Here is a 21,788-nt window from a genome sequence, read left to right as displayed (position 1 = left end):
GTCCGGCGAAGTGCGCACTTCGCCCACGGTGATCGACATGCGGTTCAGGTCTGGATCGTGGATCTCGGCCCGGTTCAACACGTCGGACAGCGTGCGGCGAATAAGTTCACCGACACGCAGCTGGCGCTGGGAGGGGCCCGCGCCCCGGTCTGATAGCTGTCTGGCCATGGCCGCCATCTAGGGCGGAACGGGCGTTCTTGCAATCCCGGCCTTTGCCAAACGCGCGCTTCGGCGCTAAGTCCGGTCGAACCCAGCAACGGGCCGAAGGACGGAGAGACGCATGGAAAGCACGCCGGGAATCGTGGTGACGGGGGCATCGGGCCGTATGGGGCAGATGCTGGCGAAACTCGTCATGGCATCGGACAACCTGCGCCTCGTCGGCGCGGTCGAGCGCGAGGGCAACGACTGGGTCGGGCGTGACCTCGGCGAGGCGATGGGCGGCCCGCAATGCGGGATCACCGTGACCGACGATCCGCTGGACGCCTTCGCCAAGGCTCAGGGTGTGCTGGATTTTACGACGCCCGACGCGACAGTGCAGTTCGCCGGCATCGCGGCGCAGGCCCGCGCGGTCCACGTGATCGGCACCACCGGGCTCATGCCCGAACATCTCGAGAAGATCTCCGCCGCCGCCCGCCACGCGGTCATCGTGCGGGCCGGGAACATGTCGCTGGGCGTGAACCTTCTGGTGAAGCTGACCAAGATGGTCGCCGCGGCGCTGGACGACGACTACGACATCGAGATCGTCGAGGCGCACCACAACCGCAAGGTCGACGCTCCCTCGGGCACCGCGCTGATGCTGGGCGAGGCCGCAGCCGAGGGGCGCGGCGTGGACCTCGACAAGGTGCGCGATTCGGGCCGCGACGGCATCACCGGCGCACGCAAGACGGGCGACATCGGCTTTTCCGCGATCCGCGGCGGCGACGTGGTGGGCGAACATGACGTGATCTTCGCAGGGGCCGGCGAACGCATCGTTCTGCGCCACCTCGCCTCGGACCGCAGCCTGTTCGCCAAGGGCGCGCTCAAGGCGGTGCTGTGGGGGCAGGACAAGAAGCCCGGCGAATACGACATGCTGGACGTGCTCGGCCTGAACTGAGCTTTCGCCCTTCTTCTCTTCCGAAATACCTCGGGGGAGTCGCGCAGCGACGGGGGCAGAGCCCCCTTGCGCTTTCCATTCAGCGCACCTTCGGCACGACGGGGGCAGAGCCCCCTCGCGCTTTCCATTCAGCGCACCTTCGGTACGACGGGGGCAGAGCCCCCTCGCGCTTTCCACTCAGCGCACCTTCGGTACGACGGGGGCAGAGCCCCACCGCGCCCGGTCAGAAATCGACCGCGATTCCCTTCTTCTCCCAGTCGCCATAGCGCACGGGTTCCGGGCCATCGCGGCCGCCAAGCTCGGTCGGCAGTTCCACAGCCTTCGCGGCCTTGCGGCGCTCTTCCGCTTCGGCCAGCGCGCGTTGCGCGGCGGGGGGCAGGTCTTTTTTCGTCTCGTCGGCCATGGGTCAGGCTCCTTGCCGGTTCGCGCCCTGTGATATACCCCGCGTGGGTCGTTCCGCAATTCAAAGGTCCCGTCCGATGACCAAACCCGGCCTCGCTCCGCGCCGCAGCGCCCTCTGGCTTTTGGGTCAGGTGACTGGCGAAGGCCGTCTGCTGTCCGAACTTCTGCCGCGCGCGCTGGACAAGCTGCCGCCCGAAGACCGCGCCCGGGCGCAGCGGCTGGCTGTGGAAACGCTGCGTTGGGCCGACCGCGCAGACCGGATGCTGAAGCCTTTCCTCAAAAAAGCGCCCAGCCTGCCCGTCCGCAATGCGCTGCGCATGGCCGTGGTCGAGATGGCCGTCGATGGCGCGGCGCCGCACGGGGTGGTCGATGCCGCCGTCACCCTGATGGGCGAGACGAAGAAAACGAAGCCCGCCGCCGGGCTGGCGAATGCCGTGTTGCGGAAAGTGGACATCGCGGCGTGGGAAAAGGCGCCTGCGCCGAAGCTTCCCAACTGGCTGCGCGGTCCGCTGGTCGCGGGCTATGGCCGCCGCAAGGTCGAGGCGATGGAGAACGCCCACGCCACGGGTGCGCCGCTCGACCTGACGCCGAAGGACGGGGACGCTGGCGCACTGGCCGCGCGGCTGGAGGGCGAGGCGCTGCCCACCGGCAGCGTCCGGCTTGACGGGCGCGTGCAGGTCACCGCCCTGCCCGGCTTCGAGACCGGCGACTGGTGGGTACAGGACGCCGCCGCCGCGATCCCGGCCCGGGTTCTTGCGGCGCGGAATGGCGAGCGGGTGCTCGACATGTGCGCCGCGCCGGGCGGCAAGACCATGCAGCTGGCCGCGGCGGGCGCCGAGGTCACCGCGCTCGACCTGTCCGAGCACCGGATGAAGCGGGTGGCCGAGAACCTTGCCCGCACCGGGCTGTCCGCCGCGACCGTCACCGCCGACGCGCTGGAGTGGGAACCGGAACAGCCGTTCGACGCGATCCTGCTGGACGCGCCCTGTTCCGCAACCGGCACGATCCGGCGGCACCCCGATCTGCCCCATGCCCGCGACGGCGCCGAGTTCCCCGGTCTTTTCGCGCTGCAGGAAGCGATGCTCGACCGCGCTGTCACTTGGCTGAAACCCGGCGGGCGGCTGGTGTATTGCACCTGCTCGCTGTTGCCTGACGAGGGCGAGGTTCAGATCGAAGAGGCGCTGGCGCGGCATCCCGGTCTGACCCTTGACGCAGAGGCGCTGAAGGGCCCCGGAATCGAGGCCGACTGGATCGGCCCCGAGGGCCTGCGCCTGACGCCGGATCTGTGGAAAGACCGGGGCGGGATGGACGGCTTCTTCGTCGCTGCGCTGCGAAAAGACGCCTGAGCCGGAATACCGGCATGACTCGGAGCGGCCTTCTGCCTAGTATGCCGCCAAACCACGGAAGCGGTTTAAGAAACGGGTGAGGCGGGACTTGTCCCTGAAGCAACGCGTCTCCGGGCGCTGGTCGCATTGGATGAACCGGTACCATGCGCGCCGGGCCGGTTGGGTCCGGCCGGCGACGGGATTCGTGTCGCAACCCGAACCGCGCTCGATCGGCCGCTACGCGCGCGGCAAGCAGCTGTGCGCCGGTAATTTCCTAGTCGCAGGGCGGGTGGTCGAAGCGCCCGACGGTTCGATCTGGAACCTCGGCGATTTTGGCCCCGCCTTCGATAACGAGTTCCACGGCTTTGGCTGGCTCGACGACCTCGCTGCCGTCGGCAACCGGCAAGCGCGGCTTCTGGCACAGCGCTGGACGGCGGAGTGGCTGGCGCGCTACGGCACCGGGCGCGGGCCGGGCTGGACGGCTGACATCACGGGCCGGCGGGTCATTCGCTGGATCAACCACGCGGTGTTTCTGCTGCAGGGCGACGGCAGCGCGATGTCCGACGACTATTATCGCTCGCTGACCCGGCAGACCATCTTCCTCAGCCGCCGCTGGAAGGCCGCCGCCCATGGCGTGCCGCGGTTCGAGGCGCTGACCGGCCTGATCTATGCCGGGCTGTCGCTGATCGGCATGGAAGAGCATGTCGAACCGGCGGAACAGGCGCTGGCACGGGACTGCAATGCGCATGTCGACTCGGCCGGGGGTATCCGCACCCGGAACCCCGAGGAACTGCTCGAGGTCTTCACCCTGCTCGGCTGGGCCGCGCAGGCGCTGTCCGAGGCGGGCAACGACCCCGCGCCCGACCATCTTGCCGCGATCGAACGCATCGCCCCGACGCTGCGCGCGCTGCGCCATTCCGATGGCGGGCTGGCCCGCTTCCATGGCGGCGGACGCGGGCTGGAGGGTCGTCTGGACTCGGCGCTTGCGGCCTCTGGCGTGCGCGGCCGCGCGCGGATGGGGCTGGCCATGGGCTTTGTCCGGCTTCAGGCCGGGCGGACCTCGGTCGTGGTCGACGCGGCGGAACCGCCCGCCGACGGCGCATCGGCCCAGGCCCATGCCTCGACGCTGGCGTTCGAGCTGACCTCGGGCCGGCGTCCGGTCATCGTGAATTGCGGCGATGGCAGGCAGTTCGGCCCCGAATGGGCCCGCGCCGGGCGCGCCACCGCCTCGCACTCGGTGCTGGCGATCGAGGGATACAGTTCCTCCCGTTTCGGCGGCGCGATGCGCGGCGGCGCAGGCGAGGTTCTGGTCGACCGCCCCGGTCCGGTGAAGCTTCAGATCGGGACCGACGCCGCCGAAGCGGGTTTCGTGGCCGGGCATGACGGCTATGTCGCCACCCACGGCCTGACCCACGTCCGCCAGATCGAACTGGCGCAGAACGGACGCGGCGTGGCGGGCGAGGACATGCTGGCCGCCATCGAAGATGCGCACCGCACCGCTTTCGACAAGGCGATGGACCGGATGCGTCTGCAGGGCATCCCGTTCCAGATCCGATTCCATCTGCACCCCGATGTCGACGCAGAGCTGGACATGGGCGGCAACGCTGTCTCGATGGTCCTGAAAAGCGGCGAGGTCTGGATCTTCCGGCACGACGGGGCGGCGAAACTGACGCTGGAACCCTCGGTTTACCTCGAAAAGGCGCGGATCAAGCCCCGCGCGACGAAACAGGTCGTTCTATCTTCCCGCGCGATACGCTATGCGACGCGCGTTCGCTGGACGCTCGCCAAGGCGCAGGACACGCCTTCGCACCTTCGGGATCTCGAGCGGGACGACAGCGAGATACTGGAACAGACCTGAGGACCCGCCGAAATGACCGACCTTCATCCCGTGCGCCGCGCGCTGATTTCCGTTTCCGACAAGACCGGACTGGTCGATCTGGCCAAGGCGCTGGCGGAGCGCGGCGTCGAGTTGCTGTCGACCGGCGGCAGTGCGGGCATGCTGCGCGAAGCGGGGCTGACGGTGCGCGACGTGGCCGACGTGACGGGCTTCCCCGAGATGATGGATGGCCGCGTGAAAACGCTGCATCCGGCGGTTCACGGCGGCCTTCTGGCCCTGCGTGACAAGGACGATCACGTACAGGCGATGAAGGATCACGGCATCGGCGCCATCGACCTTCTGGTGGTCAACCTCTACCCGTTCGAGGCCGCGCTGGCCCGTGGCGCCGACTATGACGAGATGATCGAGAACATCGACATCGGCGGACCCGCGATGATCCGCGCCGCGTCGAAAAACCACGCCTTCGTCAACGTCGTGACCGATGTCGAGGACTACCAGCCGCTGCTTGACGAACTGGCGGCGCATGACGGGCAGACCTCGTACAGCTTCCGTCAGCGGCTGGCGCAGATCGCCTATGCCCGCACCGCCGCTTATGATTCGGCCGTGTCGAACTGGATGGCCGGCGCCATCGGCGAAGCCACCCCGCGCCGCCGCACCTTCGCCGGTTCGCTGGCGCAGACGCTGCGCTATGGCGAGAACCCGCACCAGCAGGCGGCGTTCTACCTTGATGGCACCGGTCGCCCCGGCGTGGCGACCGCGAAACAGTGGCAGGGCAAAGAACTGTCCTACAACAACATCAACGACACCGACGCCGCGTTCGAGCTGGTGTCCGAGTTCCGCCCCGAAGACGGCCCCGCCTGTGCGATCATCAAGCACGCCAACCCTTGCGGCGTGGCCGTGGGCGCCTCGCTGGCCGAAGCCTATCGCAAGGCCTTCGATTGCGACCGGACCTCGGCCTTTGGCGGCATCGTGGCGCTGAACCAGAAACTGGACCGCGAGACTGCGGAAGAGATCGTCAAGATCTTCACCGAGGTCGTCATCGCGCCCGAGGCCGACGCCGACGCGATCGAGGTCTTCGCGGCCAAGAAGAACCTGCGCCTGCTGACCACCGGCGGCCTTTCCGACCCGTCCGAGGACATCACCACCTACCGGCAGGTGTCCGGCGGGTTCCTTGTGCAGGGCAAGGACAACGGTCAGGTCGCGCCCGACGCGCTGAAGGTCGTAACCAAGGTCGCACCCGACGAGGCCCAGCTGGCCGACATGCGGTTCGCGTGGAAGGTCGCCAAGCACGTCAAGTCGAACGCCATCGTCTACGTCAAGGACGGCGCCACCGTGGGTGTCGGCGCGGGCCAGATGAGCCGCGTGGATTCGGCGCTGATCGCCGCCAAGAAGGCCGAGCGCATGGCCGAGGTTCTGGGCCTTCCCGAACCGCTGACGAAGGGTTCCGTCGTCGCTTCCGATGCGTTCTTCCCCTTCGCGGATGGCCTGATGGAAGCCGCCGGCGCAGGCGCTGCGGCTGTGATCCAGCCGGGCGGCTCGATGCGTGACGACGAGGTGATCGCCGCTGCCGACGAAGCCGGTCTGGCGATGGTCTTCACCGGGATGCGTCACTTCCGCCACTGATCCACGGATCGGGGCAATTTCGCCAAGTTGAAGCCCCCCGCGCGCCGGGGGGCTTTCGTTTTGGCGGGACGCGGGCTAATCCCACGGGAACCTCGGAGAAGGGTGAAGGGCAGATGCGCAGGTTCTGGATTGCCGCAGCGGTGGTGTTCGTGCTCGACCAGCTTTCCAAGCTGGCGATCCTGCATGTCGTGAACCTTGACCAGAAGATCGCCTATGACATCTGGCCTCCGTTCCTGAACCTTCGGATGGCGTGGAACTACGGGGTCAACTTCGGCCTGTTCTCGAACGGCGACGGGCCGCAGCGCTGGGTGCTGATCGCGGTGGCGCTGGTGATTTCCGGCTGGGTTGTCTGGTGGATGCGGCGCGAGAAACGCCCGATGGCGCATGTCTCGGGCGGGCTTCTGGTAGGCGGCGCGCTGGGCAACGTGATCGACCGTTTCGCCTATGGCGCGGTGGCGGATTTCCTGAACATGTCCTGCTGCGGCTTCTCGAACCCCTACAGTTTCAACGTCGCCGACATCGCGATTTTCGCCGGCGCCGTGGGGCTGATCCTGTTCACCGGAGAGCCGCGCAAGAAGCGGAAGAACACCTCGTGACCTCCGGGTTTCGATGCGTTAGACATACGCGAAAGCGCGAAAGGTGCATGGAATGCGGGGCATGATCGGGAAAGCAGTGTGTGGCGTACTGGCCGCGGCCGCCTTGGCCGCGTGCAGCAGTGGCGACCCCAAGCTTCTGAACCTGACCACCACGACCGAGGGTCCGGACGAGTTCGCGATCGTGCCGAACAAGCCGCTTGAGGCCCCCGAAAGCTATGCCAGCCTGCCGACTCCGACGCCCGGTGGTTTCAACCGCTCGGACGCGAACCCCGAGGCCGAGGCGATCATCGCGCTTGGCGGACGGCCCGAGGCGCTGAACGATATTCCCGGCACCGACGCCGCCATCGTCAACACGGTGACCCGTTACGGCGTGACTCCGAACATCCGCGCGACGCTGGCCGCCGAGGATCTGGAATTCCGCCGCAAGAACGACGGCCGTCTGCTGGAACGTCTGTTCAACGTCAGCGTGTACTTCAAGGCCTACCGCCGGATGTCGCTGGACCAGTACGCCGAACTCGAGCGGTTCCGCCGCCTTGGCGTCCGCACGCCGGCCGCTCCGCCCGAGCCGCAGTAAGCCCCGACCCTACCGTCTTTCACAACTCCGTTCCCGCCGCTTGCGTCGCGGGCCGTGGCCTGTACCTTGGCGCCCATTCCGATTGATGGACGGGAGGGCCCATGCGCCGCTTTGTTTCCCTGCTGATCGCCTGCTGTGTGGCGGTCCCGGCTTATGCCGCCGACGTAACAAGCTATGAACTGGACAACGGGATGGAGGTCGTCGTGCTCGAGGACCACCGCGCGCCCGTGGTCGTCCACATGGTCTGGTATCGCGCCGGCGCCGCCGACGAGCCGCCGGGCGTCTCCGGCATTGCCCACTTCCTGGAACACCTGCTGTTCAAGGGCACCGACGACATGGAAGCGAACGAGCTGTCGCAGACCGTCGCTCGCAATGGCGGGTCGGACAACGCTTTCACGAACCAGGATTACACCGGTTACTTCCAGCGCGTCGCCGCCGACCGGCTGGAACTGATGATGACGATGGAAGCGGACCGGATGCGCGACCTGCGCCTGACTGAAGAAGACATCGTCACCGAACGGGACGTGATCCTTGAAGAGCGCAGCACCCGTGTCGACAACAATCCCAACAGCATGTTCATCGAACAGCGCATGGCCGCGCTGTTCCAGAACAGCCCCTATGGCATCCCGGTCATTGGCTGGCGGCACGAGATGGAAGCGCTTGGCATGGACGATGCGCTGGCCTTCTACGAGACGTACTATGCCCCCAACAACGCGATCCTCGTCGTCGCGGGCGATGTCGAGCCGGAAGAGGTGCTGGCGCTGGCCGAAAAGCACTATGGCCCGCTCGAACCGACGCCGGGCCTCGGCGACCGCGTCCGCCCGCTTGAGCCGCCGCAACTGGCCGAGCGCCGGTTGGTCTTCGAAGACCCGCGGATTTCCGAACCCTACATCGTCCGCGACTACATCGCCCCCGCCCGCGCGGCGGGTGCGCAGGAACAGGCCGCTGCGCTGGTCATCCTTGCCGAGATCCTCGGCGGCAACGACTTTACCTCGGTTCTGCCCCGCAAGCTGGTCTTCGAGGACCAGAAGGCGCTGTATACGTGGGCTTACTATTCGCCCCTGTCTTTGAAAGAGACGACCTTCGGGCTTGGCATCATGCCCTCCCCCGGCGTGTCGCTGGAGGACGCGGAAACGGCGATCGACGTTGCGCTGGCGGAGTTCATGGAAGACGGCATCGACCCCGATCAGTTCGAGCGGGTGAAATTCCAGCTTCGCGCGGCGCATATCTACGCCGAGGATTCGACCGAGGGCATGGCACGCCGCTATGGTGCTGCCCTGACCTCGGGGCTGACCGTCGCAGACATCGAAGCTTGGCCCGACGTGCTGGCGGCAGTGACGGTCGAGGACGTGATGGCCGTTGCGGCCAGCGTGCTGGATAAGCGCAGTTCCGTCACCGGCTGGGCCCGCCCGCCGCAACCCGAGCAGGAGGTGACCCAATGATCCGGGCAGCCCTTATCCTTGCGGCGACGCTGTTCGCCGCCCTCCCCGCCCATGCTGCGGTCGACATCGAACAGGTGGAAAGCCCCGGCGGCATCAAGGCTTGGCTGGTCCACGAGGACGAACTGCCGTTCACCGCTCTGGAAATACGGTTCCGGGGCGGCACGTCACTGGACGCCGAAGGCAAGCGCGGCGCGATCAACCTGATGACCGGCCTGATCGAGGAAGGCGCAGGCGACATGGACGCGCAGGGCTTCGCCACCGCGCTTGAAGCGCTGGCAGCCGATTTCGACTTTTCGGTCGGTGGTGACGTGTTGTCGGTCTCGGCGAAGTTCCTGAACGAGACCCGCGACGAGTCGGTGGCGCTTTTGAAGACGGCGCTGACCGAACCGCGCTTCGACGAAGACGCCATCGAGCGGGTGCGCGAACAGGTGCTGTCAGGCATTCGCAGCGATGCAAACGACCCCGACACATTGGCTTGGGCCGCGTTCGACGCCTACGCCTTTCCGAACCACCCCTACGCCACCAGTGGCGATGGCACCGCCGAAAGCGTGGCCGCGCTGTCCCGCGACGACCTGATCGAAGCGCACCGGCGCATCCTGACCCGCGACCATATCTATGTCAGCGCGGTGGGCGACATCACCGCGGAAGAACTGGGTGTGTTGCTGGACAACCTGCTGGGCGATCTTCCGGCCGAGGGCGCACCCTACCCGGACCAGACGCAGATGGACTTCGAGGCGGGCGTCACCGTGGTTCCGTTCGACACGCCGCAGTCCACTGCGGTGTTCGGCCACGAAGGGCTGGAGCGGGACGACCCCGACTATTTCGCGGCCTACGTCATGAACCAGATCCTTGGCGGCGGTAGCTTCACCTCGCGGCTGTTCTACGAACTGCGCGAGAAGCGGGGGCTGACCTATGGCGTCTATACCTACCTGTCCGACTGGGACTATGCGGACGTACTGAACGGTCAGGTCAAATCCGCCAATGGCACCATGGCGGAAGCCATCGAACTGGTCCGCGCCGAGTGGCAGAAGTTGATCGACGAAGGCGTGACGGCGGAAGAACTGGAAGACGCGAAGACCTACCTCACCGGCTCGTACCCGCTGAGGTTCGACGGTAACGGGCGGATCGCGCGTATTCTGGTCGGCATGCAGATGATCGGCCTGCCGCCCGAGTATATCGAGACCCGCAACGCCAACATCGAGGCTGTGACGTTGGAGGATATCCAGCGGGTCGCCGAGCGGGTGCTGCAACCGGATCGGCTGCATTTCATCGTGGTCGGACAGCCGGAAGGTTTGGAAACCACCAATTAGAGGTGAGGGTGGCGCGCGGGGACCGCGCGCCCTACCTTGGACGGGCGTTATAATCAAAAGGGCACGCAGAGCGATCTGCGTGCCTTTTTCCGTTTCGGGATAGCGGGCGGATCAGGCGCGCGCTTCGTCCATCAGGCGGCGCATTTCGGTGATCGCAGGGCCGAGGCCAAGAAAGATCGCCTCGCCGATCAGGTAATGGCCGATGTTCAGTTCCATCACCTCGGGCAGCGCCGCGACCGGCTGCACGGTTTCGTAGGTCAGGCCGTGTCCGGCGTGAACCTCCAGCCCCAGTTCATGCGCCAGTGTCGCCATATCGCGCAGCCGCGCCAGTTCCGCGTCGCGCTCGTCGAACCGACCCTCGGCATGGAAATCGCAATAGGCGCCGGTGTGCAGTTCGACCACGGCCGCGCCGATCCGCGCGGCGGCCTCGATCTGCGGGCGGTCGGCGGCGATGAAGATCGACACGCGGCACCCGGCGTCCGCCAGCGGCGCGATGAAATGCGCCAGCCGGTTCTCGTCGCGCGCCACTTCCAGCCCGCCCTCGGTCGTGCGTTCCTCTCGCTTCTCGGGAACGATGCAGACGGCGTGGGGCTTGTGGCGCAGGGCGATGGCCTGCATCTCGTCCGTTGCCGCCATCTCGAAGTTCAGCGGCACGGTCAGTTCCTCGGCAAGCCGTGCGATGTCGTCGTCCGAGATATGTCTCCGGTCCTCGCGAAGGTGCGCGGTGATCCCGTCGGCGCCGTGTTCCTCGGCCAGTTTCGCGGCGCGCACCGGATCGGGATAGGCCGCCCCCCGCGCGTTCCGGACGGTGGCCACGTGGTCGATGTTCACCCCAAGGCGAAGCCTGCCCAACGGTTCCATTCACAGCTCCTTACTCGGCCGGAGCTCCGTCGGATTTGCCGGGCTCGGCCTTTGACATCGCGGCGCGCCGCTTTTCGAAACGGTCACGCAGTTTCTTGACGCGGCGCGCCTGGTAGGCCTTCACCGCCGGGAGCGCCAGCATATAGGCGATGATCGCGGCCACAATCCCCGGAAGGATGCCGCCCACCATGTAGGGCAGAAAGGCTTCGTGCCAGAACCGCCCCAGCCGGTCCCAATGCGTCGGGTCGTGGGTAAAGACGGAAACGAGGTTGTGCCAGATTTCCTGGCTGGCCTGACTGAACGCGCCGAAGACGCGGTGGATCGGAATGGCGTGCCGCCCCATCAGGAACTCGCCCAGTTCAAGACTGATCGCGGCGATGAAGGGGAAGGTCAGCGGGTTGCCGAAGAAGGTCGCCATCAGCGCGGCGAAGATATTGCCCTGCATGATGATCGCAAGAAGCGTCGCCAGGAAGAAGTGGAAGCCGAAGAACGGGGTGAAACAGACGAAGACACCCGCCGCGATGCCGCGCGCAATGCGGTGCGGCGGGTCCGGCAGGCGGCGCAGCCGGTGCGCGACATAGTAAAACGCCCTGTTCCAGCCGCCACGCGGCCAGAAAGCCTCGGCTATGACCTGAAGCCAGGTACGTGGCGTCCGGCGCTTGAAGACCACAGTCTGCCTATTCCCCTCTTAGGGCCGTCGGTTCAGATCCCGGTATCGACTGATCGAAGCGACGTCGCTTTCTGCCTCGACGGCCAGCATGACCGCATGAAGGTGCTCAACATCCCGCAGGTCGACGTCAATAATCAGGCGATAAAAGTCCGGTTTCCTGTCCGCGAAATGCAGATCAGAGATATTTGCCTTCTGTTCGCCAATCAATGTGCAAATACGCCCCAGTACCCCGGCGTCGTTGCTGATCGTTACGTCAAGGCTGACAGTATGGCCCGCGGGGTGGTTGCCCGAGTGCCAGTGCAGGTCGACCCAGCGCCCGGGCTCGTCCTGGAACTCTTCCAGTGCGGGGCAATCGATGGCGTGGACGATTACGCCCTTGCCGCGATACGAAATGCCGACGATGCGCTCTCCGGGCACCGGCTGACAGCATTGCGCCCGCTCGAAGCTCTGGTCCGGCCCCAGACCGATGACCGAGCGTGACAGGTCGATCTCGTCGGGCTCTTCGCCGCCGAGGTCCGGATAAAGCGCCGACACGACCTCGCGCGCCGTCAGTTCCGCCGAGCCCAGCCGCGCGAGCAGTTCGCTTGCCTCGCCCAGCCCCATCTGGCGGGCAGCGGTGTCCAGCGCTTTCTGCGTGGCCCGCTTGCCGACATGCTCGAAGGCCACGCGGGCAAGTTCCCAGCCCAGCTTGACGAACCGTTCGCGGTCCTCCTCGCGCAGCGAGCGCCGGATCGCCGCCTTGGCGCGGCCAGTCACCACGATGTCGATCCACGTCGACTGCGGGCGCTGACCGGCGGCGGTCATGATCTCGCAGCTTTGGCCGTTCTTTAGGCGGGTCCACAGCGGAACCCGCATGCCGTCGACCTTGGCGCCCACGCAGCTGTCGCCGATCCGGGTATGGATCGCATAGGCGAAGTCCAGCGGCGTGGCGCCGCGCGGCAGCTTGACCACGTCACCCTTCGGCGTGAAGCAGAACACCTGGTCGGCGTACATTTCCAGCTTTACGTGTTCTAGGAATTCGTCGTGATCCTCGGCCGCCTCGAACTGTTCCGTCAGCGAGGTGATCCATTTCTTCGGATCGACGGCGAAGGGGTTCTCGGACGGCACGCCGTCGCGGTAGGACCAGTGCGCCGCGACGCCGGCCTCGGCCACGTCGTGCATCTGGAAAGTCCGGATCTGGATCTCGACCCGGCGCCCGTCGCGGCCCGACACCGTGGTGTGGATCGAACGGTAGCCGTTCGACTTGGGCTGGCTGATGTAGTCCTTGAACCGCCCCGGCACCGCGCGCCAGCGCTGGTGCATCGCGCCAAGGATCGCATAGCACTCGGCCTCGGTCGAACACAGGATGCGGAAGCCGTAGATGTCGCTGAGCCGCGAGAAGGACAGACCCTTCTCCTGCATCTTCCGCCAGATCGAGTAGGGCTTCTTGGCGCGTCCGCGCACCTCGCCCTCGATCGCGGCCTTCTTCAGTTCCTTGCGGATGTCGGCGGTGATCTTCTTCACCACGTCGCCGGTCTCGCGCTCCAGCCGGATGAAGCGGCGCATGATCGAGTTGCGCCCTTCCGGATTCAGCACGGCGAAGGACAGGTCCTCTAGCTCGTCGCGCATCCATTGCATGCCCATCCGGCCCGCGAGCGGCGCGTAGATGTCCATCGTCTCGCGCGCCTTCTGCACCTGCTTCTCGGCGCGCATGGACTTGATGGTCCGCATGTTGTGCAGACGGTCGGCCAACTTCACGAGGATCACCCGCAGGTCCTTGGACATCGCCATCAGGAGCTTGCGGAAATTCTCGGCCTGCTTGCTTTCGGACGAGGACAGCTGAAGGTTCGTCAGCTTGGTGACGCCATCGACCAGTTCGGCGATGTGAACACCGAAGGTCTGCGACACTTCCTGATAGGTCGACCGGGTATCCTCGATCGTGTCGTGCAGCAGGGCGGTGATGATCGTCGCATCGTCCAGCCGCATCTCGGTCAGGATCGAGGCGACGGCGACCGGGTGGGTGAAATACGGCTCACCCGACTGCCGGAACTGTCCGGCATGCATCCGGCCGCCATAGTCATAGGCGGCCCGGATGAGTTCTTCGTTAGAGCGGGGATTGTAGGCGCGGACCCGTTCGATCAGGTCGTCGACCTCGATCAGGCGGTCCAGCGCCATGCACGCATCCCCTTACAAAGGCCCTTACTTGGGCTCCTGCGCTTCCATGAGGGCGCGCAGCAGTTTCTCTTCGGACATATCGTCCTCGACCGGCTTGTCCTGCTCGGCGCCCATCAGAAGCGCCATTGCGTCTTCTTCCGGTTCGTCGACCTCGATCTGGGTCTGGTTGCTTTCGATCATGCGCTCGCGCAGATCTTCAGCCTGCTGGGTTTCCTCGGCGATCTCGCGCAGGGACACGACAGGATTCTTGTCGTTGTCGCGATCCACGGTGATCGGGGCACCCGAAGAGATTTCGCGTGCGCGGTGAGCGGCAAGCATCACCAGCTCGAACCGGTTCGGTACCTTGTCAACGCAATCTTCGACCGTAACGCGGGCCATGTCTGCTCCAATCCTAAACTGGGGGAGATGTCGAAACGCTTTATTACGCGCATATACCCCTGTTGACAAGGCGAAGGGCGCAAAACGGGGTGATCTACAAGGGCCTGACGGCCACCCTGTCCGCCTCTGGCAGCTTCGCGACCATCTCGCGCACCGTGATCCCGGTGACGGGGTGGCGCCAATCGGGGGCGACGTCCAGCAGCGGAACCAGCACGAAGGCGCGATCCTGCAGGCGCGGGTGCGGCAGAATCAATTGGTCGGGCGCGCGCTGGCCCTGCTCTGACGCGGGCAGTTTGACCCATGTTTCATGGGTTTCGCTGTCGGGAAGGACGGCGTCGCCCATCGCGATCAGATCAAGATCCAGAACTCGGCTGCCCCAACGCTGCAACCGTTCGCGCCCGAAAGCGGCTTCCGCGGCATGCAGCGTCTCAAGCACCTGCTGCGGACCGTCGCCACCCGCAAGGATCGCGGCGGCATTCACGTAGTCGGGGCCTGCGCCAGCGGGAAAACACGGCGTTGCGTAAAACGGGCTGACCACCCTTACGTGAAGCCCCGAATCACCGAGAAACTCCAATGCTGCCCGTAGCGTAGCCTCTGGTGGACCCGCATCGCTTGCCAGGTTGGCGCCAAGCGCGATGACGGCATCTGCATCGGACGTTACGGAATTATGACGCATTTGACCCGACTGCCGTCTTGCGAGCTTTGAAATTCAGCTTATTTTATAAGCCAGTTTCGCCACAACGATTGTTTTCAATCTCACTCACGGAATCACATTGGCGAAACGCATTATCGAAGGGGCGATATAAATGTTCTACAGAGACGAACGGCTTGCGCTGTTCATCGACGGTTCGAACCTGTACGCGGCCGCCAAGTCGCTTGGGTTCGATATCGACTACAAGCTGTTACGCCAGGAATTCATGCGGCGCGGCAAGCTTCTGCGGGCCTTTTACTATACGGCTTTGCTGGAAAACGACGACTACTCGCCGATCCGTCCGCTGGTCGACTGGCTCCACTACAACGGGTTCTCCATGGTGACGAAACCCGCGAAGGAGTACATCGACAGCCAAGGGCGTCGGAAGGTCAAAGGCAACATGGACATCGAACTGACTGTCGATGCCATGGAGCTGGCGAACCACGTGGATCACATCGTGCTGTTTTCCGGCGACGGCGATTTCCGTCCGCTGGTCGAAGCTCTTCAACGAAAGGGCGTCCGGGTGTCGGTTGTTTCCACAATCCGCTCGCAGCCGCCGATGATTGCTGACGAATTGCGGCGTCAGGCCGATAACTTCATCGAGCTCGACGAGCTTAAGGAAGTGATCGGCCGCCCGCCCCGCGAACCGCGCGAAACCGCGGACAACGCGGAAGAGACGGTGGAGTAATCCACTCGCGCGATTGCGCATCAAGAACGCCCCGCCGGCCACTCCGACGGGGCGTTTTTCATGCGGGACGCGCTTTGCGCCGAACTGGACGCGCAGGCTTCAAACGGCCAGAAGGCCGAAATCCCTGGATCCGGAGTGCAGCATGAGGACCTATATCGCGGCGGCGACCAGCCTTGACGGGTTCATCGCGCGCGAGAACGGCGCGCTGGACTGGACCGATATCCCCGGGCAGGCCGCCGAGGACCACGGCCGCGACCGGATGGAAGCCGCGACAGACGCCTACCTGATCGGACGCGGTTCATTCGAAACGCTGATGGAGCTGTACGGCTGGCCTTACGCCAAACCGGTCTGGGTCATGAGCCGCAGCCTGTCCCCCGACGACGTGCCGCGCGCGCTGCGGGACAAGGTCGTCATGACCGGCGGCAGTCCGGCCGAGGTCATCGGGCAAATGCGCGCGGCCGGTTTCGCCCGCGTGAACATCGGCGGCGCAGAACTTTGCCACAGCTTTCTGCGCGAGGGGCTGGTGAACGAGATCGTGATCCACCGCCTTCCGGTGCTCATCGGCTCTGGCATGCCGCTGTTCGGCAGCCTGAATGGCGACTTGCCGCTGAAGCACGTCGAGACCCGCGCCTTCCCGTCCGGCATCGTGACCTCGACATACGAGCTCGCCCTCGACAGGACGGCAGACCGCACATAGGTTCCGCACAAGATGACCAAAGACAAGCTTACCCTCTACCTCGCCGCGCCCCGCGGTTTCTGCGCCGGTGTCGACCGGGCGATCAAGATCGTCGAGATGGCGCTCGAGAAATGGGGCGCGCCGGTCTACGTGCGGCACGAGATCGTCCACAACAAGTACGTGGTCGACGGTCTGCGCGAGAAGGGCGCCGTGTTCGTCGAGGAACTCGACGAATGCCCGACGGACCGCCCCGTGATCTTCTCGGCCCACGGCGTGCCAAAGGCCGTGCCCGCCGAGGCCGCGCGGCGCGAGATGGTCTATGTCGACGCCACCTGCCCGCTGGTGTCCAAGGTGCATATCGAGGCAGAGCGGCACCACGCCAACGGCCTGCAGATGGTGATGATCGGTCACGCCGGCCACCCCGAGACGCTTGGCACCATGGGCCAGCTTCCCGAGGGCGAGGTGTTACTGGTCGAGACCGAGGCAGACGTCGCCGGGCTGGAACCGCGCGATCCAGAGAAGCTTGCCTTCATCACCCAGACCACGCTTTCGGTAGATGACACCGCCGGGATCGTTGCGGCGTTGAAGGCGCGGTTCCCGGCCATCGTCGGGCCGCACAAGGAAGACATCTGCTATGCCACCACCAACCGGCAAGAGTCGGTGAAGGCCATTGCGCCGAAGGTGGACGCGATCCTTGTCATCGGCGCGCCGAACTCGTCGAACTCCAAGCGGCTGGTCGAGGTGGGCGCCTATGCGGGTTGTTCCTATTCGCAGCTGGTGCAGCGCGCGACCGACATCGACTGGCGTGCGCTGGATGGCATCCGCTCGGTCGGCATCACCGCCGGAGCCAGCGCCCCCGAGGTGCTGGTGAACGAGGTGATCGACGCCTTCCGCGACCGCTATGACGTGACCGTCGAGCCGGTCGAGACGGCGGTGGAGCGGGTCGAGTTCAAGGTGCCCCGCGTTCTGCGCGAGCCCGCCTGACCGGTTGACGCAGCGCCATTGCCGCGCAAGGGTCTCGCGTATCACGGAGACCCCGACATGACCGCCGAATTCCTGCTGACCGCCATCGTCGTCTGCCTGATCCCGGGCACCGGTGTAATCTACACGCTGGCCATCGGGCTGGGTCAGGGACGCTGGCCGTCGATCTGGGCGGCGCTTGGCTGCACATTCGGCATCGCGCCGCACCTTGCGGCGGCGACACTTGGGCTGGCGGCGGTGCTGCATGCCTCGGCGGTGCTGTTTACCGTCGTGAAAGTCGCGGGCGTGGCCTATCTGCTGTGGCTCGCGTGGCAGGCCCTGCGGTCTGGCGGCGCGCTTGCGGTGCAGGAAGACAAGCGCCGCGAGCCCGGCCTGCGGGTCGCGTGGCGCGGGGTGCTGCTGAACGTGCTGAACCCGAAGCTGTCGATCTTCTTTCTTGCCCTGCTGCCACCGTTCCTGTCCGGCAATCCGGCCACGGCGACGGTCGAGATGGTGGAGCTGGGCGCAGTCTTCATGGCGCTGACCTTTGCGATTTTCACCGTTTACGGCCTGTTCGCGGCGCAGGCCCGCGCGTGGCTGCTGTCCAGCGCCCGCGCGATGCGCTGGCTGAACCGGTCTTTCGCGGCGATCTTCGTGCTGCTGGCGGGCCGCCTCGCGATGGAGCGCGCATGACCGGCAACCCGACGCTTACCGTCTATGACCGGATGGCCGATGAATATCGCGAGATGGCGACAGCCGCCGACTTTCCCGGTCTGGACCTGTTCCTGAAGGCGCTGCGCCCCGGCGGGCGCGTGCTGGACCTTGGCTGCGGACCGGGGCACGAGGCAGAACGCATCGCGGCTGCCGGGCACGAGGTGCTGGCCGTCGACGGCTCTGCCGAGATGATCGCGATGGCAGAGGCGCGCGAGGGTGTCACCGCCCGCCACGCGATGTTCGATGACATTCCAGACTTCGGCCTGTTCGATGGCATCTGGGCCAGCTTCTCGCTGCTGCATGCGCCGCGCGCCGACCTGCCCCGCCACCTAGCCGACCTGCGCGCCGCCAGCCGCGATGGCGCGGTGTTTGGCATGGCGATGAAGACCGGCGACGGCGAGGGACCCGATCGGCTGGGCCGCTTCTATGCCTATTACGACGAGGAAAACCTGCGCGATCTTCTGGCGCAGTCGGGGTTCGTGCCGGTCGATGCATTGTCCGGAACATCGCCCGGTCTGGCAGGGCAGACCCAGCCCTGGCTCTTCCTGCTGTCGCGGGTCTGAATGCCGCTTGTCGCCCCCCGGCGCGGTTGGTAAGCGGCGCGCATGCCTGATCTCTATGCCTATACCGACGGAGCCTGCTCCGGTAATCCCGGCCCCGGCGGCTGGGGCGTTCTGCTGCTTGCCAAGGATGGCGACACGGTTCTGAAGGAACGCACCCTGAAGGGCGGCGAGGCCGAGACCACGAACAACCGTATGGAACTGATGGCCGCGATCAGCGCGCTGGAGGCTTTGGGCCGGTCCAGCGAAATCACCGTGGTGACCGACAGCGCCTATGTGAAGAACGGGGTGACCGGCTGGATCCACGGGTGGAAGCGGAACGGCTGGAAGACCGCCGCGAAGAAGCCGGTGAAGAACGTCGAGTTGTGGCAGCGGCTGGACGAGGCACAGAAGCGGCACAACGTGACGTGGAAGTGGATCAAGGGCCACGCGGGCCACGAAGAGAACGAGCGCGCGGATGAACTGGCGCGCGCCGGGATGGAGCCGTTCAAGCCCAAGAAGTAGGGCTTACTGCGGCACCCTGTGGTGTCCGACCATGCGCCACGCCCCGGACTCGCGCCGGTAGCGGCTGGTGCAGCGGGCGACGACGGGGCGCAGTTCCGACCCCCAGCCTGCCGCGCGGTAGGACAGCACCGCCTCGCAACCGTCGTCCGAGCTTTCTGCTTCGTCGAACTCTACAAGGGCCAGCCGCGGCTCTGCCGCAAGGCGCGCTTGCAGTTCTTCCGCGGCGATGCGGCCCACAGGCGGCAGGAATTCGATCTGTGCGTCCTGCGCCATGTGCGATCGGCAGAACTCGGGCGAGTCCAGCCAGAACGCACGCTCTAAATTCCAGATGTCAGCTTGATCGGCCATGTCGCTCCCTCTGCGATGAACCAACGTACTGACAGTAGAACTGTGAGCGTTAACGGTCGGTTCCGTGACGGGGCGGAACCCTGGTCCAAAGATGTCCGATGGGGCGAGACGGGCCGCCAGAAGTCGCCTTTTCGGGCATAGGTGCTGGATCTCCAAGCAGAGTGCGCATCCTGACCCCCGCGTCGTTTGACCGGACCGTAGCTCAGAACCGCAGCGGTCCCACCCTGAAGACCGCCCATTCCGCCAATGTCATGATGCGACCGTGCCGGCGGGGGGGCCCGCCGACACGCGCATTCAATCAGGCGGCGTCGTCCAGAAGGCCGCGACCTTTCAACAGGGCCTCGACCCCCGGCATCTTGCCGCGGAAGCGGGTATAAAGCACATCCGCCTCTTCGCTGCCGCCCGCGGACAGGATGTTCTGCTCCAGCTTCTCCGCCATGGCCGGGTCGAAGGCGCCGCCGTTTTCCTTGAACGCCTCGAAGGCGTCGGCGTCCATCACCTCGGACCACATGTAGCTGTAGTAGCCGCAGGAATAGCCGTCGCCCGCGAACACGTGGGCGAAGTGCGGCGTGGCATGGCGCATACCGATGGCCTTGGGCATCCCCAGTTCGTCCAGCACCTCTTGCTGCCGCGCCATCGCGTCGGCGGGGGCGTTGCCGTCGTGGAATTCCAGATCCACCAGGGCCGAGGCGACATATTCGACGGTGGAATGCCCGGCGTCGTAGGTCGTCGCGGCAAGCAGACGGTCCAGCAGGTCCTTCGGCATCGGCTCGCCCGTCTCGGCATGGGTGGCGAACTCGCCCAGCACCTCGGGGACTTCCAGCCAGTGCTCGTACAACTGGCTTGGCAGTTCGACGAAGTCCCGCGCGACCGACGTGCCCGAGATCGATTCATAGGTCACGTCCGACAGCATCTGGTGCAGCGCATGGCCGAATTCGTGGAACAGCGTGCGCGCGTCGTCATAGGACAGCAGCGCGGGCTTGCCCTTCTCGGGCTTGGCGAAGTTGCAGACGTTGATCACCACCGGACGGATGTCGCCCGCCAGCTTCTGCTGCGACCGCATCGCGGAACACCATGCACCCGACCGCTTGGAGCCGCGTGCGAAGTAATCGCCAATGAAGACGGCCAGATGCTTGCCGTTGCGCAGCACCTCGTAGGTGCGCACATCCGGGTGATAGCCGGGCACGTCAAGCGGGCGGAATTCCAGCCCGAACAGGCGGTTGGCGCAGGTGAACGCCGCCTCGATCATCCGGTCAAGCTGCAGGTACGGCTTCAGTTCGGCCTCGTCGAGGTCATGCTCGATCTTGCGCCGCTTTTCCGAGTAGTAACGCCAGTCCCACGCCTCGAGATCGCCGTTGATGCCATCCTCGTGCAGCATGTCCGTCAGCACGGCGGCGTCGGCCTCTGCCGCGGCCTTGGCGGGTTTCCAGACCTGCAACAGCAGGTCGCGCACCGCTTCCGGCGACTTGGCCATCTCGGTTTCCAGCTTGTAGGCGGCGAAGTTCTCGTACCCCAGAAGCTTGGCCCGTTCCTCGCGCAGCTTCAGGATTTCGCCCGCGATCTCGCGGTTGTCGGTCTTGCCGCCGTTCATCCCGCGCGAGGTCCACGCGCGATGCGCCCGCTCGCGCAACTCGCGGCGCGGCGAGAATTGCAGGAACGGCACGATCAGCGACCGCGACAGGGTCACCACCGGACCGTTCGCCCCCTTTTCTTCGCCAGCGGCGCGGGCGGTGTCGACAACGAAGCCCGGCAGACCCTCAAGGTCGTCTTCGGTCAGTTCCATGAACCACGACCGCTCGTCGGCCAGCAGGTTTTGCGTGAACTCGGTGCCCAGCACGGCCAGCCGCTGCTTGACCTCTTTCAGCCGGTCGCGTTCCACGCCGTCCAGCTGGGCGCCGGCCCGGACGAAGCCGCGATGCGTCAGGTACAGCACGCGCTTCTGCTCGTCGGTCAGGTCCAGCTTGTCTTTCTGCTCCCACAGCGCCGCGATCCGGTCATACAGCGCCTTGTTCATCGTGATCTCAGAGCCGTAGGCCGCCAGCTTGGGCGAGAACTCGCGCTGCAACGCCTCGCGCTTGTCGTTACTGTCGGCGCCGGCGATGGCATAAAAGGCGGACAGCACCTTGCTTAGCGTTTCGTCCGCGCGCTCCAGAGCCTCGATCGTGTTCGCGAAGGTCGGCGCCTCTTGATCGTCGGCAATCGCGGCGATGTTCGCCCGCGCCTCGGCCATCGCAGCTTCGAACGCCTCGGCATAGTCGTCGTCCGTGATCCGGTCGTAGGGCGGCATGTCGAAGGGCGTGGTCCAGTCTTCGAGAAGCGGGTTCGTCATGGGGGACTCCTTTGGTGTTGTGTTGAACCTAGGAACCCTTCGGCGGACCTGCC

General features: G+C 65.8%; 22 protein-coding genes and 1 pseudogene. 14 read left to right on the top strand and 9 right to left on the bottom strand.

Annotation, left to right across the window (positions count from 1 at the left end; genetic code table 11):
* Positions 1-168, bottom strand: a pseudogene (locus tag ACP156_RS11265) (30S ribosome-binding factor RbfA); the annotation flags it as partial.
* A gap of 112 nt (positions 169-280) precedes the next feature.
* Here ACP156_RS11265 and dapB point away from each other — a divergent pair.
* Complete coding sequence (gene dapB / locus ACP156_RS11260) at positions 281-1,093, top strand: 4-hydroxy-tetrahydrodipicolinate reductase (protein ID WP_425051422.1); 813 nt, start codon at positions 281-283, stop codon at positions 1,091-1,093.
* Positions 1,094-1,316: 223 nt separating this feature from the next.
* Here the strand turns inward: dapB and ACP156_RS11255 are convergent, their stop codons facing one another.
* Positions 1,317-1,496, bottom strand: a complete 180-nt coding sequence (locus ACP156_RS11255; RefSeq protein WP_425051421.1) for a DUF1674 domain-containing protein — start codon at positions 1,494-1,496, stop codon at positions 1,317-1,319.
* Positions 1,497-1,572: 76 nt separating this feature from the next.
* Here ACP156_RS11255 and ACP156_RS11250 point away from each other — a divergent pair, with 76 nt between their 5' ends.
* The 7 genes from ACP156_RS11250 to ACP156_RS11220 all read left to right on the top strand — a co-directional run bounded on the left by ACP156_RS11250 (position 1,573) and on the right by ACP156_RS11220 (position 10,202).
* On the top strand, positions 1,573-2,841 hold the full coding sequence (locus tag ACP156_RS11250; protein ID WP_425051420.1) for an RsmB/NOP family class I SAM-dependent RNA methyltransferase: 1,269 nt from the start codon (positions 1,573-1,575) through the stop codon (positions 2,839-2,841).
* Between the two features lie 130 nt (positions 2,842-2,971).
* Positions 2,972-4,678 carry a heparinase II/III family protein gene (locus ACP156_RS11245; RefSeq protein ID WP_425051419.1) on the top strand — a complete coding sequence of 569 codons (1,707 nt, stop codon included), beginning with the start codon at positions 2,972-2,974 and terminating at the stop codon, positions 4,676-4,678.
* A gap of 12 nt (positions 4,679-4,690) precedes the next feature.
* Positions 4,691-6,280 (top strand): bifunctional phosphoribosylaminoimidazolecarboxamide formyltransferase/IMP cyclohydrolase, encoded by a 1,590-nt coding sequence (gene purH / locus ACP156_RS11240; protein WP_425051418.1) that lies wholly within the window; start codon positions 4,691-4,693, stop codon positions 6,278-6,280.
* A 113-nt stretch (positions 6,281-6,393) separates the two neighbouring features.
* Positions 6,394-6,876, top strand: coding sequence for a signal peptidase II (lspA, locus tag ACP156_RS11235; RefSeq protein ID WP_425051417.1), 483 nt, complete (start codon positions 6,394-6,396; stop codon positions 6,874-6,876).
* Positions 6,877-6,937: 61 nt separating this feature from the next.
* Positions 6,938-7,450: a DUF3035 domain-containing protein gene (locus ACP156_RS11230; protein ID WP_425051416.1), complete on the top strand. Its 513-nt coding sequence runs from the start codon at positions 6,938-6,940 to the stop codon at positions 7,448-7,450.
* Positions 7,451-7,551: 101 nt separating this feature from the next.
* Positions 7,552-8,892 (top strand): M16 family metallopeptidase, encoded by a 1,341-nt coding sequence (locus ACP156_RS11225; protein WP_425051415.1) that lies wholly within the window; start codon positions 7,552-7,554, stop codon positions 8,890-8,892.
* Positions 8,889-10,202: a M16 family metallopeptidase gene (locus ACP156_RS11220; RefSeq protein WP_425051414.1), complete on the top strand. Its 1,314-nt coding sequence runs from the start codon at positions 8,889-8,891 to the stop codon at positions 10,200-10,202. The genes ACP156_RS11225 and ACP156_RS11220 overlap by 4 nt, the downstream gene beginning before the upstream one ends.
* 111 nt (positions 10,203-10,313) lie before the next feature.
* Here the strand turns inward: ACP156_RS11220 and ACP156_RS11215 are convergent, their stop codons facing one another.
* The 5 genes from ACP156_RS11215 to folK all read right to left on the bottom strand — a co-directional run bounded on the left by ACP156_RS11215 (position 10,314) and on the right by folK (position 14,941).
* Complete coding sequence (locus ACP156_RS11215) at positions 10,314-11,063, bottom strand: pyridoxine 5'-phosphate synthase (RefSeq protein ID WP_425051413.1); 750 nt, start codon at positions 11,061-11,063, stop codon at positions 10,314-10,316.
* Between the two features lie 10 nt (positions 11,064-11,073).
* The gene (locus ACP156_RS11210) at positions 11,074-11,733 is read right to left on the bottom strand and encodes a DUF2062 domain-containing protein (RefSeq protein WP_425051412.1); all 660 of its coding nucleotides are present in this window, start codon (positions 11,731-11,733) and stop codon (positions 11,074-11,076) included.
* Between the two features lie 18 nt (positions 11,734-11,751).
* Positions 11,752-13,872: a RelA/SpoT family protein gene (locus ACP156_RS11205; protein ID WP_425051899.1), complete on the bottom strand. Its 2,121-nt coding sequence runs from the start codon at positions 13,870-13,872 to the stop codon at positions 11,752-11,754.
* Between the two features lie 39 nt (positions 13,873-13,911).
* Positions 13,912-14,265, bottom strand: a complete 354-nt coding sequence (gene rpoZ / locus ACP156_RS11200) for a DNA-directed RNA polymerase subunit omega (protein ID WP_425051411.1) — start codon at positions 14,263-14,265, stop codon at positions 13,912-13,914.
* Between the two features lie 94 nt (positions 14,266-14,359).
* On the bottom strand, positions 14,360-14,941 hold the full coding sequence (folK, locus tag ACP156_RS11195; RefSeq protein WP_425051410.1) for a 2-amino-4-hydroxy-6-hydroxymethyldihydropteridine diphosphokinase: 582 nt from the start codon (positions 14,939-14,941) through the stop codon (positions 14,360-14,362).
* Between the two features lie 130 nt (positions 14,942-15,071).
* On the opposite strand from folK, the gene ACP156_RS11190 reads away from it, so the two are divergent.
* The 6 genes from ACP156_RS11190 (at position 15,072) to rnhA (ending at position 19,058) form a co-directional block, all read left to right on the top strand.
* Entirely contained in the window at positions 15,072-15,644 is a 573-nt protein-coding gene (locus ACP156_RS11190; protein ID WP_425051409.1) for an NYN domain-containing protein, read from the top strand.
* 142 nt (positions 15,645-15,786) lie between these two features.
* The gene (locus tag ACP156_RS11185; RefSeq protein ID WP_425051408.1) at positions 15,787-16,341 is read left to right on the top strand and encodes a dihydrofolate reductase family protein; all 555 of its coding nucleotides are present in this window, start codon (positions 15,787-15,789) and stop codon (positions 16,339-16,341) included.
* 12 nt (positions 16,342-16,353) lie between these two features.
* Complete coding sequence (ispH, locus tag ACP156_RS11180) at positions 16,354-17,304, top strand: 4-hydroxy-3-methylbut-2-enyl diphosphate reductase (RefSeq protein ID WP_425051407.1); 951 nt, start codon at positions 16,354-16,356, stop codon at positions 17,302-17,304.
* A gap of 57 nt (positions 17,305-17,361) precedes the next feature.
* The gene (locus tag ACP156_RS11175) at positions 17,362-17,973 is read left to right on the top strand and encodes a LysE family translocator (protein ID WP_425051406.1); all 612 of its coding nucleotides are present in this window, start codon (positions 17,362-17,364) and stop codon (positions 17,971-17,973) included.
* Positions 17,970-18,557 (top strand): class I SAM-dependent DNA methyltransferase, encoded by a 588-nt coding sequence (locus ACP156_RS11170; RefSeq protein WP_425051405.1) that lies wholly within the window; start codon positions 17,970-17,972, stop codon positions 18,555-18,557. The genes ACP156_RS11175 and ACP156_RS11170 overlap by 4 nt, the downstream gene beginning before the upstream one ends.
* Positions 18,558-18,599: 42 nt before the next feature.
* Positions 18,600-19,058 carry a ribonuclease HI gene (gene rnhA / locus ACP156_RS11165; protein ID WP_425051404.1) on the top strand — a complete coding sequence of 153 codons (459 nt, stop codon included), beginning with the start codon at positions 18,600-18,602 and terminating at the stop codon, positions 19,056-19,058.
* 3 nt (positions 19,059-19,061) lie between these two features.
* On the opposite strand, the gene ACP156_RS11160 is transcribed toward rnhA, so the two are convergent.
* Together ACP156_RS11160 and ACP156_RS11155 are read right to left on the bottom strand one after the other, a co-directional pair.
* Entirely contained in the window at positions 19,062-19,406 is a 345-nt protein-coding gene (locus ACP156_RS11160) for a hypothetical protein (RefSeq protein WP_425051403.1), read from the bottom strand.
* A gap of 298 nt (positions 19,407-19,704) precedes the next feature.
* Positions 19,705-21,735, bottom strand: coding sequence for a M3 family metallopeptidase (locus tag ACP156_RS11155; RefSeq protein WP_425051402.1), 2,031 nt, complete (start codon positions 21,733-21,735; stop codon positions 19,705-19,707).
* Between the last annotated feature and the right edge of the window lie 53 nt (positions 21,736-21,788).

Origin of the sequence: Psychromarinibacter sp. S121, assembly GCF_049801035.1 — a bacterium.
Classification (GTDB): domain Bacteria; phylum Pseudomonadota; class Alphaproteobacteria; order Rhodobacterales; family Rhodobacteraceae; genus Psychromarinibacter.
This window is presented reverse-complemented; position numbering and strand designations above follow the sequence as displayed.